General features: G+C 63.8%; 10 protein-coding genes. 3 read left to right on the forward strand and 7 right to left on the reverse strand.

Features of this window, described 5'->3' with window-relative positions; translation table 11 throughout:
* Positions 1 to 27: 27 nt before the first annotated feature.
* From F3J17_RS33010 to F3J17_RS33025, 4 genes are all read right to left on the reverse strand, one after another.
* Positions 28 to 1584, reverse strand: a complete 1557-nt coding sequence (locus F3J17_RS33010) for an efflux transporter outer membrane subunit (RefSeq protein ID WP_345891281.1) — start codon at positions 1582 to 1584, stop codon at positions 28 to 30.
* A 5-nt stretch (positions 1585 to 1589) separates the two neighbouring features.
* On the reverse strand, positions 1590 to 2828 hold the full coding sequence (locus tag F3J17_RS33015; RefSeq protein WP_167069565.1) for an efflux RND transporter periplasmic adaptor subunit: 1239 nt from the start codon (positions 2826 to 2828) through the stop codon (positions 1590 to 1592).
* A gap of 38 nt (positions 2829 to 2866) precedes the next feature.
* Positions 2867 to 6067: an efflux RND transporter permease subunit gene (locus tag F3J17_RS33020; RefSeq protein WP_167069567.1), complete on the reverse strand. Its 3201-nt coding sequence runs from the start codon at positions 6065 to 6067 to the stop codon at positions 2867 to 2869.
* A 314-nt stretch (positions 6068 to 6381) separates the two neighbouring features.
* Complete coding sequence (locus F3J17_RS33025; protein WP_167069569.1) at positions 6382 to 7446, reverse strand: LysR family transcriptional regulator; 1065 nt, start codon at positions 7444 to 7446, stop codon at positions 6382 to 6384.
* Between the two features lie 230 nt (positions 7447 to 7676).
* Here F3J17_RS33025 and F3J17_RS33030 point away from each other — a divergent pair, with 230 nt between their 5' ends.
* Positions 7677 to 8384, forward strand: coding sequence for an MgtC/SapB family protein (locus F3J17_RS33030; protein ID WP_167069571.1), 708 nt, complete (start codon positions 7677 to 7679; stop codon positions 8382 to 8384).
* A gap of 214 nt (positions 8385 to 8598) precedes the next feature.
* The gene (locus tag F3J17_RS33035) at positions 8599 to 8850 is read left to right on the forward strand and encodes a GlsB/YeaQ/YmgE family stress response membrane protein (RefSeq protein ID WP_027819545.1); all 252 of its coding nucleotides are present in this window, start codon (positions 8599 to 8601) and stop codon (positions 8848 to 8850) included.
* Between the two features lie 92 nt (positions 8851 to 8942).
* On the opposite strand, the gene F3J17_RS33040 is transcribed toward F3J17_RS33035, so the two are convergent.
* The 3 genes from F3J17_RS33040 to F3J17_RS33050 all read right to left on the reverse strand — a co-directional run bounded on the left by F3J17_RS33040 (position 8943) and on the right by F3J17_RS33050 (position 13238).
* The gene (locus tag F3J17_RS33040; protein WP_167069573.1) at positions 8943 to 10472 is read right to left on the reverse strand and encodes an acetyl-CoA hydrolase/transferase family protein; all 1530 of its coding nucleotides are present in this window, start codon (positions 10470 to 10472) and stop codon (positions 8943 to 8945) included.
* Positions 10473 to 10657: 185 nt separating this feature from the next.
* On the reverse strand, positions 10658 to 10876 hold the full coding sequence (locus tag F3J17_RS33045) for a hypothetical protein (protein WP_167069575.1): 219 nt from the start codon (positions 10874 to 10876) through the stop codon (positions 10658 to 10660).
* 139 nt (positions 10877 to 11015) lie between these two features.
* Entirely contained in the window at positions 11016 to 13238 is a 2223-nt protein-coding gene (locus F3J17_RS33050) for an FUSC family protein (RefSeq protein WP_167069577.1), read from the reverse strand.
* Between the two features lie 209 nt (positions 13239 to 13447).
* On the opposite strand from F3J17_RS33050, the gene F3J17_RS33055 reads away from it, so the two are divergent.
* Positions 13448 to 14431, forward strand: a complete 984-nt coding sequence (locus F3J17_RS33055) for a LysR family transcriptional regulator (RefSeq protein ID WP_167069579.1) — start codon at positions 13448 to 13450, stop codon at positions 14429 to 14431.
* Positions 14432 to 14605: the final 174 nt, after the last annotated feature.

Consider the following 14605-nt stretch of genomic DNA (forward strand, 5'->3'; position numbering starts at 1 on the left):
CCGCGTCGAATCATATTTGTGTTGCCGTCAGCCGCGTCCGGGCGCGGCGGTTTGCGTGTTCTGCATTCCCTGGCTCCCTTCGCCACCTTCCGCACCGCTCGCCGGTACTTCATGACAGGTGCCCATGCTGCAGGCGAGCGCGCGGTCGTCCGCGCTCCAGCCGCCGCCCAGCGCCTTCGCCAGATATACCACCGTGGCGGCCTGCTGTCCGTGAATCTGCACCTCCTGGCGCTCGCTGGCAAGCAATTGCTGCTCGGCGTTGAGCACGTCGATGAAGGCGACGAGCCCGCCCTGATAGCGGTCGTTGGCGAGATCGAAGGACTGGCGGGCGTCGTCGACCGCAGCCTGGCCGTCGGTCGAGGCGCGATCGAGCACGGAGAGCCCGGTCACCGCATTCTGCACTTCCTGGAACGCCGTGAGCACGGTTTGCCGATACGAGGCCTGCGCCGATTCGTAGCCCGCCTGCGCGTAATCCACGCCGGCTTTTCGCTTGCCGCCGTCGAACAGCACTTCGCCCGCGCCGGCACCCAGCGACCAGAGCAGGCTGGGCGCGGTGAAGAGATTGCTAAAGCGCGTCGATTCCCAGCCTAGCGTGGGCGAAAGCGTGATGTCCGGGAAGTAGGCAGAGCGCGCCACGCCGATCTGCGCGTTGGCCGCGGCCATCGCGCGCTCAGCCGAGGCTACGTCGGGGCGGCGCTGCAGGAGTTCACTGGGCAAGCCGGTGGGCAAAGCGGGCGTTGGCAACGGCGTGACGTGCGGCGCAAGCGCGAATTCCGGCGCGGGCTTGCCGATCAGCACGGCAATCGCATGTTCGTCCTGCTGGCGCTGGTTTTCGAGCAGATGCACCTGCGTTCTCGTGGCATCGAGTTGCGCTTTTTGCTGCAGCAGCGTGAGGCCCGATACCGCGCCCAGGTCGTGCTGCGCCGTGACGAAATCAAGCGCCTTCTGTTGCAGCGCCACCGAGCGATTCACCACGTCGATTTCATCATCGAGTTCGCGCAGCGCGAAGTAATCGGTGGCGAGTTCGGCGGTCAGCACGAGGCGCGCGTTGGCGAGATCGTCGCCCGCTTCCTGCGCCGACGCTTGCGCCGATTCCACCATGCGACGGATGCGACCGAACAGGTCGAGTTCGTAGCTGATGGTTGGCCCGACCTTGATGTCGTTCTGCACCGTCGACATATTCGGCGTCACGTAGGTGGTCTGCGGGCGATTCGCGGAGATGCGCTCGCGCGCGAGGCTGCCGTCGAGCGACACCTGCGGCGCCTGTTGCGAGGACACCGATCCCAGCGTGGCGCGCGCCTGGGCGTAGTGCGCGGCGGCCACGCGCAGCGTCTGGTTTTCCGCCAGCGCAGCGTCTTCCAGACCGTTCAGCTCCGTATTACCAAACACCTTCCACCACTGCGGATCGAGCGGCGCGTGCGAAGGCTGCGCGCCATGCCAGTACGCATCGGCGGGATCGACCTGCCACGCGGCGGGGCTGGCCGTTTGCGGCGCGCGATAATCGGGGCCGACCGTGCAGGCGGCGAGCGTCGCCAGCGCGCTCGCCAGCAGCGTCGCGCGCGTGGATTGCAGCGGAAAACGCACGGCCCTCACGTCGTGCCTCGCGGCGCGGAGGCCGCGCCCTTCTGCGGCGCGACCACGACGACGTTGTCGCCGTCGGCGATCGAATCACCTGGGTTAAGCACGACGCGGTCGCCCGGATCGAGTCCCCGGCTGATTTCCAGCGTCTGCCCGAGGTCTTGGGCGATTTCCACGGGCTTCAGCTTGATCTTGCCGTTCGCATCCACGACGGCCAGACGCGGGCCTTCCGCACGAAACAGCAGCGTGTTGCCAGGGACCGTCAGGAGTCCCTTCGAATCGGTTTGCAACGCCGCCTGCACGTAAGCGCCTGGCAGCAGCTTGCCGTCGTGATTGGGCAGCGAGATTTCCACCTGCAGCGTGCGCGTAGCGACGTCGATGGCCTGCGCCGTGCGCGTGACGGTGCCGTCGAACACCACGCCCGGCATTTCCTGCTCGCTCACACTAACGTGCTGGCCCACCGCCACTTGCGGCGCGTAGGTCTGCGGCACGTCCAGATAGAGGCGCAGCGGGTCGGACTGCGCAATCGCAAACAGCGCGCGGCCCGCGCCGCCATTGCCCGCATTGACCAGATCGCCGATATCGACATTGCGTTGCGTGATCACGCCTGTGATCGGCGCAACAATGCGCTGAAACGATTTGGTCTGCTGAAGACGGCGCACATTGGCGTCGGCGGCGGCGAGGTTGGCGACGTCCTGGTTATACGCGCCCTGGCGATCGTCGAGTTCCTGCTGCGAGACCGCATCGCGCTGGCGCAACTGCTGCGCGCGATCGAACGAGGTCTTGGCAAGCGAGAGTGTCGATGCAGACTGATCGCGCTGCGCCTGTGCCTGCGCAAGCTCCTGATCGATCTCGGGCGTATCGATTTCGGCGAGCAACTGGCCTTGCTGCACATGCGCGCCGATATCGGCGTACCACTTGAGCACGTAGCCGTTCGCGCGGGAGTAGATCGGCGCTTCCACGTAGCCGCGCAGCGTGCCCGGCAAAACGATGCGGCCATCCGCGCCGGCCGGTACGGGTTGCACGACGCTCACATACTGCTTCGCGTTCTGCTTGGTGACATCGGCGAGATTGTGGGCGTTGAGCACGTTGGAGACGATCGTGCGCGCCGCGCCCGCCGCCAGCAGCAAGGCGATCACGATCACCGCGATGCGCGCACGTCGGCCCGCCTGGGCGCGCGCGGGCAAGTCGAGGCCCTGATCGCCGCCCACGGAGATGTCGAGGGAAGAATGATGGTGGGGTTCGTTCATGTCGTCGGCCAGAAAATTCGTCAGCGTTGGCTTATGCATCATCGGTCGTTACGGCGCTGTGCAAGGCGCGCCTGCTTCGCCTGCGCGCGATACGCGAGTCGTGCATGCACCGTCGCGAACATCAGCGGTACGAACAAAAGTGTGGAGACGGTGGCGAACAGCAGGCCGCCGATCACGGCGCGCCCGAGCGGTGCGTTCTGCTCCGCGCCTTCGCCCAGACCCAGCGCCATCGGCACCATGCCGATCATCATCGCGAACGCCGTCATCAGCACCGGGCGAATCCGCGTGGCGCCGGCTTCGAGCGCGGCCGCCAGCGGCGTTGCACCATCGGCCAGACGCTGACGCGCGAACGACACCACCAGAATACTGTTGGCGGTCGCTACGCCCACGGTCATGATTGCGCCCGTCAAGGCGGGCACGCTCAGATGCGTGCCGGTGATGAACAGCATCCACGCGATGCCCGCGAGCGCCGCCGGCAATGCGCTGATGATGATGAGCGGGTCGGCCCACGACTGAAAGTTCACGACGATCAGCAGATAGACCAGCACCACGGCCATCGCAATGCCCACGCCCAGACCAATGAACGAGGAGCGCATCGTGTCGATCTGGCCGCGCATCGTCACGGTGGTGCCGCGCGGCGCGTGCGCCTGAACCTTCTTGATGAGGTCGTCGATCTGCGCGCCCACCGCGCCAAGATCGCTGCCTTCCACGCTCACCAGCACGTCGATCACGGGACGGATGTTGTAGTGCGTAACGATGGCCGGGCCGTCGTGCGGCTTGAGTTGCACGAGATTGCTCACCAGTTGCAGCGGCGCAGCGGCATTGCCCTCACGCGCGGAAACCGGCGTGCCCATGACTTCATTGAGCGATGCTTCGCGATACTGCGGCGTCTGCACGGCGAGCGGATATTCCACGCCGTTTTGCGGACTGACCCAGAAGGCGGGCGAGGTCTGCGAACTGCCCGAGAGCGCAATCAGCACATCCTGCGCCACGTTTTGCGGGCTCAAATTCAATTGCTGCATGCGCGAGCGATCCATCGCCAGCATCAGCGCGGGCTCGTTGTTGCGTTGCTCGATATGCGCATCGACCGCGCCCGGCAACTGTCGCACCTGCTTGAGCAGCGTGCTCGCCAGCGCCATGTTCTTGCCGAGATCGGAACCCACCACCTGCACGTCGATCGCCGCGGGCTGACCGAAGTTGAGAATCTGCGTAATGATGTCGGCGGGCTGGAAGAAGAATTCGACGCCCGGAAAGCGCTGCGGCAGCACGGTGCGCAGCTTGTCGATATAGACGTGCGAGGGATCGTGGTCGGGCTTGAGCGCAATCTGGATTTCGCCGTCGAGCGTGCCCATCGTGCCCGAGTTGCTGTATGAAAGGTTAATGCCGCTGTACGGCAAGCCAAGGTTGTCGACGATGGTCGCCAGTTGGTCCGGTGGCACGACAGTGCGAATCGTGCGTTCGACTTCATCGGCGAGACGTGCAGTTTCTTCGATGCGATAACCCGTTGGCGCGCGCATATGCAGGCGGATATTGCCCGCATCGACCGAAGGGAAGAAGTCGCGTCCCAGGAAGAACACCAGACCGAGCGAGAGCACGCAGAACGAGAGAAACGACACGCCGAAGAAACGCCGCCGCGCCAGCAAAACGCTTAGCAAAGCGATGTAATTCGCGCGCACGCGCTCGAAGCCGTGATTGAAGCGCTGATGCACGCGCGTGAACATCGACGCGCGCGCGCCCGCCTTGGGGTGCGCCGAAGGATCGTGGCCCGCGAACAGCAGCATCGCGAGCGTTGGCACCAAGGTACGCGAGAGAATGTACGAGGCGATCATCGCGAACACCACCGCTTCCGCCAGCGGCACGAACAGGAAACGCGCCACGCCCGTGAGGAAGAACATCGGCACGAATACGATACAGATACACAGCGTGGATACCAGCGCGGGCACGGCAATTTCGCCTGCGCCTTCCAGAATGCCGGCGTGCAGATCGGCGCCTAAATGCAGGTGCCGTTCGATGTTTTCGATCGTGACCGTTGCGTCGTCAACCAGAATCCCCACCGCAAGCGCCAGGCCGCCGAGCGTCATGATGTTGATCGTTTCGCCCAGCGCGTAAAGCGTGATGATCGACGCCAGAATCGAGAGCGGAATCGACACCGCGATGATGAGCGTGCTGCGCCAGTTGCCGAGAAACAGCAGGATCATCGCGGCCGTGAGCGCGGCGGCGATCAGCGCTTCGCGCACCACGCCCTGCACCGCCGCCGACACGAAGATCGACTGGTCGAACAGCGGCTGGATCACGAGGTCCGACGGCAGCGTATTACGCACTTGCGGCAGCAGGCTCTTGAGCTTGCCCACCACTTGCAGCGTGGACGCATCGCCGCTCTTGAGGATCGACATCAGCACGCCGCGCTGTCCGTCCTGACGCACGATATTGGTTTGCGGCGTGAAGCCGTCGCGCACGTGCGCGACGTCGCCCAGATAGGTGGTCGCGCCGTTCACCGTCTGCACGGGAATGCGGTTCAGGCCCGCAATGGTGTCCGGCGACGCATTGGTGTCCACGCGGTATTCGGTCTGGCCGAGCTTGGCCGTGCCGGTCGGCAGGATCAGGTTCTGCGTGCTGACGGCGTTGACGATGTCGGCGGGCGTAAGGCCTTTGGAAATGAGCGAACGCGTGTCGATATCGACGGAAATCACCCGCGTCTTGCCGCCATACGGATACGGCACCTGCGCGCCCGGGATCGTGATGAGCTGCGGGCGCAGGAAATTCATGGCGATGTCGGCGAGCGCCTGCTCACTCATCGACTTACTCGACAGCCCGAGCTGGATCACCGGAATGCTCGACGCCGAATAGCTGATGACGAGCGGCGGCGTCGCGCCCGGCGGCATCTGCTTGAGCTGCGCCTGTTCCGATGCCACGGCCTGGGCGATGGCGGTTTGCAAACTCGCGCCCGGCTGCAGGAACAGTTTGATGATGGCGATGCCGGGCAGCGACTGCGATTCGATGTGCTCGATATTGCTGACCGTGGTCGTGAGGCTGCGCTCGTTGACCGAGGTGATGCGCTGGGCCATGTCCTGTGCGGAAAAGCCCGTGTACGACCAGATGATGCTGATGACCGGAATATTGATGTTCGGCAGCACGTCGGTGGCCATCGACATCAAGACGAACGGCGTGGCCAGCACGATCATGATGGCCATCACGATGAACGTGTATGGCCGCTTCAGCGCGAGGTTGACTATCCACATGAGGCGGTTTCGGGCAAATCAGACGAAATCGGGCAAGAGGAAATACGCGCTTGCAGTGTGCGCTCGAAACACGCGCAGGAATGCGCATGAATACACGCATGAATACACATTGCGCATCGATCAAACGGTGCCGCATCATAGGCAATCGCAGTGGCAGGTTGCTGGCGCGAATATGGCGAAATTGCCAGCCTCGCCAGTCTGCGAAAGCGCGGCTTATCGGGCGTGCCTTTGCCGAGCGTTAGCAAACGTCGGACACGCCTCTCCCTGCACGCCGTGCGCGCGTATTTTTCTGTTCGTGCTTACTGGACGAGCGCCTAATTCACGAGGCGCAGACGCTCCATCTCGTGCTTTTCGTGTTTATCGGCCGGGGGCGGTGTTTTGGCGTGCGAACCGGCGTGCAGTTGTCGCGCTTCGCGCAGCGCCGTGGTCGTGCCGCGTCGCGTCGGCGCATTGCAGCTTGCAAGTGCGCTTTCCTGCTCGGCGAGCACGAGCGGCACCTTCTCGCGCAGGAACTCGACGAAGGTGCGGATCTTCGCGTCCAGATAGCGGCGCGATGCGTAGAGCGCGTAGATGTTGAGCGTCTGCAGGCGGTGCGTGGGCAGCACGCGCACGAGCGAGCCGTCGGCGAGACCCGGCAGCGCAACGGGCACCGGCAGCGGCCCGATGCCCATGCCTTCGCGTATCGCCAGCGCGAGCGCTTCGGGGTTGTTCACCTGGAAGGGCGTGACGCCGGTATGCCGGAAGGTTTCGCCATGCGGGCCTTCGGAAACCCATTGTCCGGCTGGCAGACTGGCATCGGTGAGATGCAGGCAGGTGTGCATGTCCAGATCGTCGAACGACTGCGGCACGCCGCGCGTGCGCAGATATTCCGGCGACGCGCACAGGATGGCGGCGGTGCTGCCAAGCTGCTGCGAGATCAACGCCGAATCCTCAAGCTCGGCGGCCACCACCACGGCGACGTCATAACCTTCCTCGATGATGTCGGGCATCTCCTGCGCGATGGTCAAGTCGACGGCGACATCGGGCAGATGTTGCTGGTAGCGCGCAATCAGCGGCATCACGTAGTGCTGGCCGAAACTCGTGCCGCCATAGACGCGCAGTTTGCCCGCCGGGTTCGCGTGCGCGGCGGCGGCTTCGGCTTCGGCCTGATCGATGTCGGCGAGAATGCGCTTGCAGCTTTGCAGATAGCGCTCGCCCGCTTCGGTCAGCGACATGCGCCGGGTGGTGCGATTCAGCAGGCGCGTGCGTAGCCGCGATTCCAGATCGGTGACGGCGCGCGAGACCTGCGCGGTCGTCATCGTTTCGTTCGCGGCAGCGCGCGTGAAACTCCCCGACTCCACCACTCTTACGAAAATACGCATGTTGCGCAGCGTGTCCATCAGCGGCTCCTCTCCATCGTCTTGCTCTTCCCGGCGTCATTCATTGTGGATCGTTCAATGGCGCCAGTCTCGCCTGGAGGCCGTGGCCAGATGCTGACTTCTAAATGGCAGACGTGTCAGCTTGGCGTGCGGCCTTGTCCCGCGTATGATCCACCGCGCCACCTGCACGGCGAATCGCCCGAACGACAAGCGTTTTGAGGCATCTCGCGTGCCGTTTTCATGACAGAACGATGACTTACGAATTCGCCTTGCGATTACTCGCGGCGTTCGCCTGCGGCGTCGCCATCGGACTGGAACGCCAGATGCGTCAGCGCACGGCGGGCCTGCGCACCATCACGCTCGTCGCCAGCGGCGCGTGTCTGTTCGTCACGCTCGGCGTGTTGACGGGCAATGGCACGAGCGGCGTCACGCAGATCGCCGCGTATGTGGTGTCGGGTGTAGGCTTCCTGGGCGGCGGCGTGATCATGCGCGACAAAGGCTCCATCCAGGGGATCAACACCGCCGCCACGCTGTGGTGTTCGGCTGCCGTGGGCGTGCTATGCGGCGCGGGGCATTACGTGCCGGCGGTCGCGGGCACGGCAGTCGTGCTGCTCACCAACACCGTGCTGCGCGAGGTGAGCCGCATCATCAACCAGTCGCCGATCTCGAATGCCGATCTCGTGCGCGTCTACGAACTGACGGTGGTGTGCCGTGAAGAGGACGAGATCCACATTCGCACCGTGCTGTCGAATTCGATGTATTCGACGCCGCTCTCGTTCCAGAGCCTCACGAGCGAAGACGTCCCGGGCGAACAGCAACGCCTGCGCGTGACGGCCACGGTGCGTCTGCATCCGAAATATCAGCCCAAGCTCGAATTGATGGCGAGCCGTCTTAGCATGGAAAAAGGCGTGTCCAGCGTGAGTTGGACGGCGGCGGAAACGGAAGTTTCTCCGGAGTGACGTGAAGCTCGCCGAGGCATGCAGTTTCGGCGAACTCACGGAATCGCCTCGCATTCCTTACGATTACATTTCACTCTCGTTGCACTAATTGAAACACCGCATCGCGGTTTTCAAGAACTGTCAATTCTGGCTGTGTTTCGTGGACTCGACCCCGCCCTTCGACTAAGCTCCAAATCACCGTGATTAATTCACACCAACGAGGGGAGTCTTCTATATGGAACACGGCATCATCGCCTGGCTCATCATCGGCGCAATCGCTGGCTGGCTCGCAGGCGTTCTCGTCAAGGGCGGCGGCTTTGGATTGATCGTCGATATCATCGTCGGGATCGTGGGTGCGTTCATTGGCGGCTGGCTCGCGGGCCTGCTCCACATCCATATCGGCACCGGCATCATCAGCTCGATCATCACCGCCATTGTCGGCGCGGTCATCCTGCTGTTCGTGATCCGCATGTTCCGCAGGGCGTAGCGCCTTTACTGCGGTAAACGCAAAACGGGAGCGCCTTCACAGGCGCTCCCGTTTTTTTATGCTCTTGCGTCAGTAGCGACGCTTAAGCGGATTCAGGCATTCACGACTTCGCCAGCGTCCGCCACCGTCGGCAGCATCGAACCGGTTTCGTTGAAGCGCAGATGCATCTCGTAGGCCTTCGCGAGATTGTGCGGCGTCTGGCCGCCGATCTTCTGCGCGTCCTTGTAGTAGTCGCGCAGCAGGTCGCGATACAGCGGATGCACGCAGCGATCGATGATGAGCGTCGCGCGTTCGCGCGGCGCGAGACCACGCAGATCGGCGAGGCCCTGTTCGGTCACGATCACATCGACGTCATGCTCGTTGTGATCGACGTGCGGCACCATCGGCACGATGCTCGAAATCTTGCCGTCCTTGGCGATGGCCTTGGTCGCGAAGATCGCACACGATGCGTTGCGCGCGAAGTCGCCCGAACCACCGATGCCGTTCATCATGTGCGTGCCGCCCACGTGCGTGGAATTCACGTTGCCGTAGATGTCGCATTCGAGCGCCGTGTTCAGCGCGATCAGACCGAGGCGGCGGATCACTTCCGGATGGTTGCTCACTTCCTGCGGACGCAGCACGAGCTTGTCGCGGTAGCGGTCGAGTTCGGCGAGCACTTGCGCCTGGCGCGAGGCGGAGAGCGTCATCGAAGCGCCCGAGGCGAAGACCATCTTGCCCGCGTCGATCAGATCGAAGGTGGAGTCCTGCAGCACTTCCGAGTACATCGTCAGCGCTTCGAACGGCGAATCGACGAAACCCGACAACACCGCGTTCGCAATCGTGCCGATGCCGGCCTGCAGCGGCGGCAGTTGCGCGCTCATGCGACCGTGCTTCACCTCGTGCTGCAGGAAGTCGATCAGGTGACCGGCGATGCGCGCGGTTTCTTCGTCCGCGGGCAGCACGGTCGAGGGGCTGTCCGGCTCATTGGTGATGACGATGGCCGCGATCTTCTCGGGCGGAATCTCGATGGCCTGGGTGCCGACGCGATCGTTGACGCGCACGATGGGCAGCGGATCGCGATGCGGGCGACGGCCCGGAATCCAGACGTCGTGCAGGCCTTCGAGACCGAGCGGCTGCGCGAGATTGATTTCGACGATCACCTTCTCCGCGAGAATCGCAAAGCTCGCCGAGTTGCCGACCGAAGTCGTGGGGACGATGGCGCCCGTTTCCGTGATCGCCGCGGCCTCGATAATCGCGAGATCGAGCTTGCCGAGCAGGTTCGCGCGCAACATCTCGACCGTTTCCGAGAGATGCTGGTCGACGAACATCACTTCGCCGCGATTGATTGCCTTACGCAGCGTGGTGTCCACCTGGAACGGCAGACGGCGTTCGAGCACGCCCGCTTCGGTCAACATGCGGTCCACGTCGTGGCCGAGCGAGGCGCCCGTCATCAGCGTGATGCGCAGCGGCTCTTTCTCTTCACGCGCGCGGCGTGCGAGTTCGATCGGCACGGCCTTCGTGTCGCCGGCGCGCGTGAAGCCGCTGGCGCCGACGCGCATGCCATTGCGCACGAGTTGAGCGGCATCGGCCGCCGAGGTGATCTTGCCGCGCAGAGCGGCACAACGGATACGGTCTTCGTACATCAAAGTCTCCACAAACTTCTCTGATCGCCAGATGCCATTTTCAGGTCTTGCTTTGGCGGCCTTGCATCACGGCTTGAGCAAAACTGTTTTGCGGCCGGAATGCGCAAAGCCGCGGGACCTCACAGGAGGGCGCCGCGGCAAGAATTTCAAGCGTGCGCCTGCACATGGCGGGCGGTTACTCGATCTCAGCTACCGAAATAAAGGTTGCAGAAGCTGGCAGGTCCGACGCATTCGTCTTTCTTTGCCGGCGTCACGTCACGGTGCGCGGACGCTTGAGCAGCAGGCTGCGCTGCGCTTTGGGCGACCTGATCGGGGACGCCCGCTGCCGTGGCGTCGTTCTGTGCATAAGCGGCGGCGGCGGCAAACAGGGAACACGCAACAACAGCGATCTTCAGGGACTTCATTTCACTCTCCAGTGCTAACGGGTACTGCCGAAGCAGTGATGCCACTATATGACCGGGGCCTGGATTGATTAAGGAGGCGGGTTGGAAGGCATATTTCCAGACTGCGGCAAGATCACGCAGGCAGGCCGTTCCGGGCGCGTCAGGACAGGCGCAGACGCAAACCGCGGCGACGGCGAACCTGGAGGGCGTGACGTGCATGCGCGCCGATCGGCGCGTCGCGGTCGATCAGTGCGCTGCGGATGAAGTGGAGATGGCTGAGCAGCCGCTGCACGTCGTGGCGGCGTTCGCGGTCGTGGTGCACATGCGGCAGCGTCTCCTGGGCGATCCAGGTGGCTGTGCGCACGGCCTGGAGGGCGCGGTCGAGCTGCGCGGCGTCGGGCTGCTCGAAGAGGTGCGCAATATCGGCGAGCACTCGTTCGAGCGATTCACGCCAGCGGCGGTCCGCATCGGAGAGCCAGGCGGCGCTCTGGGCGTCGTGTCGCAGGTCGATCACGGCATGACCGACTTCGAGCGTCACCAGCATCCAGCGCAGCGCGCGCCGGTGCGCCTGTTTGCGGCCGTTGAGCAGCAGCCGCAACTGGTGCATGAGATCGTGCGCGCCCGACTGGAAATGCTGGCCGATTCCCGGAAGATCGCCTCGGCAGGCAAGCACGACCTGGCCGCGCAACGCCGCACACATGCGCTCGACCAACCAGCTCATGTGCGGCGGGAACACCACCGAAAACGCGAGCGCGGCCACGATCATCGCGCTGACCACGGCGAGGCCGTTGTTGATCAGCAGATCCGGGTCATAAGCGATCACGTTATCCGGCCCCGCGAGCAGACAGAGAAACACCGAAAAGCCGACCCCGAAGCCCGCGATGCGCGGGCGTGTCGCGAAGAACCCGCCCAAGGCGAGCGCCGGAGCGAGCGCGGCGCACAGCAGCGGGAAACCATCGACGTTCGGGTAGACGTAGCACATCAGCAGATAGCCGACGACCGCGGCGCAGGCCGCGCCCGCCGCCATCTGGAACGCCATGCGGGTTGCGCGCGGCGCCGATGATGTCAGCGCACAGGTGAGCGCGGCGGCGATCATCGCGAGGCCGCCGCTCGGCCAGTCGGTCTGCACCCAGAACCAGCCGACGGCCGCCACCACTACGGCCGTGCGCATGAAGGTGAAAGCCACCACGTACCAGCTGGTGCGCGGCATGTAGCGCGTCACGCGCGGCTCTGGCGGCAGGCCCGCCTGGGTCAGCGACGCCCAGGTACGGCTGTAGCGGGCGATCTCGGTGGTGAAGCGGTAGATCAGTTCGGCGGACGTGTCGAAGTCCTGCAGCGTGTCGGGCGAACCCACTTCGAGCGGCCGGCGCGTCTCGCGCACGTGGCGCGGCAACGTGCGCTGGAACGATTCAAGGTCTTGCGCGAGCCGCAAGGCGTAGGCGCGATCCGATTCCTTGAGGCTCGGGCGTTGGGCTAGCAATGACGCAAGTTCGCTGAAAATGGGGGCGAGCGGCGCGATGGAGGCGTCGCTCCAGCGCAGACGCTTCTTCAGCTGACGCAGCGCGTGCAGGCGCGCACTCGCGTCCATGAACTCGCCGTTCAGACGCGCGAGCAACTGGCTGCGCGAGCGCATCGTCGGATCTTCGAAAAATGAGAAAGCGCGCGTAGCTTCGAAGCCGACGATCTCGTCGACGAGTTTTGCGAACCGCCCTTCGAATGCGTCCCTTTCAAGTCCGCCCGACAGCACGGTCGCGGCGAAGGCAGTAAAATCGAGATATCGTGTGCGTAAGGTGCGTTCGAGCACCGAGCCCGACTGCCGGGGCACGATAACGGCGCTGACGATCCCGGAACACAGAATCCCCACCGCCACTTCGGCCCCGCGCCCCAGCGCGGCGAGAAACAGGCCATTGGGCTGCATCACGAGGGGAATGCCGATCAGCGCAGCGGTATAGCCGGCCAGCACGAACGCGTACCAACGAAAATGCCGATTCCGCATGGCAGCGGCCGTACAGGCGGCCACCCACATCGTCATCCCGGCGATATAGAGCTCGGGCTGCTGGATAAACACGGCCCCCAGCACCACCGCCGCGACCATCCCCACTGCAGTGCCGACGATGCGATACACGCTCTTCGCGAACACCATGCCGGAGAGCGGCTGCATCAAAACGAACACGGTGGTCATCGCGATGCGCGGCTGCGGCAGGTCCAGCAGCATCGCAATGCCCATCGCCAGCAGTCCCGCCGTCACCGTTTTCAGCAGATGCAGCCAGATCGCGCCGTGCGTGGCCTGCCAGTCGCGCAGGGCGCGACGCGCGGCGCGCCAAATGACTTCGACGCGACGACGCGGGTCGGTCGCACGATGTATCGCTGGCTGCCGGTTCATGGGAAACGCACTACGCTCGGATTGTTACGACAATTACGGAGAAAGGCACTGCTGTTGCAGGCCACAGGTCGCCGATTGTAGGAGCGTCAATAAAGCGAATTAACGGGACCGGCAAGGAACGTCCGTTCCAGATCACTCAACAATGCCGGGGCCCGCGAGGCGGACAATATCGTTTTCGTGCCAAACAAGAAGTTCTTAAAGAAGGTCTGATGGATACGCTACAAAACATGCGGGTGTTCGTCCGCGTCGTCGAAGCCGGCAGTTTCACTGCCGCGGCCCAATCGCTGGATTCGACGACGGGCGCCATGTCGCGCGCGGTGTCGGAACTGGAGGCGCATCTGCGCACGCGCCTGCTCAACCGCTCGACGCGACGGCTCGCGCTGACGCCCGCTGGCGAACGCTATCTGAAGCGCTGCGGGCAGATTCTCGCGGATGTGGATAGCGCGGAAGAAGAAGCCAGTTGTGCGCATGAGCGCCCGGCGGGCGCTCTGCGCATGCACAGCTTTGCGAGTATCGGACAGCAGTATGTGCTGCCGGCCATCTCGCGTTATCGTGCTTTGCATCCCGAAGTTACCGTCGAGCTGACGCTTTCGCAGCGGTTGCCGGATCTGTTCGAAGGCAGCAGCGATGTGTCGGTGGTGACGGCGGCTTCGTTGCCGAATTCGGATCTGGTTTCGCACCAGCTCGGTTCGACTTACAGCATTCTGTGTGCATCGCCGGGCTATGTGCATACGCACGGCGCGCCGCGCACACCCGCCGATCTGGCGCATCACGACTGCCTGATTCTCAAGACGCCGACGTCGGATGCGCACGAATGGATGCTCGAAGGCCCAGACGGCAGCGTCGAGATGCACGTGGACGGTCCGGTTCAGGTGAATATCGCCGAGTCGCTGGCAGTGGCGATCCGTGAAGGCATGGGTATCGGCACGTTGCCGGTGTATGCAGCGATCGAGGGGCTGCGCAATGGCACGCTGGTGCGGGTGTTGCCGCAGCACATTCTGCAGAAGAGCAATGTGTATGCGCTGTATCCGTCGCGCAAGTTCGTCGATGCGAAGACGAAGACCTGGGTGGAGTTTTTGCGGGCCCATCTGCCGCAGGTGATTGCACGCGATATGGCGTTGCTCGAAGAACTCACGCAAGAACAACTCGCCGATGCCGCGGCGCTGGCGCCTCAGGCTACGCCTGGCGAGTGATGTTTGCTTGGTTGCTGGAATGCAAAAAGCCGTCCCCTCGGGACGGCTTTTTCTTTGGCGCTTCTTTTCGCACGCCTGTTTTCAGCGCGTAAACGCCAGAACCCCGGTTCTCTTGCGGAGACACCGGGGTTCTGGACTTGCAGCATAAGGAGCCTGACGATTACCTACTTTCAC

The organism is Burkholderia sp. Ax-1719 (assembly GCF_011753055.1).
Classification (GTDB): domain Bacteria; phylum Pseudomonadota; class Gammaproteobacteria; order Burkholderiales; family Burkholderiaceae; genus Paraburkholderia.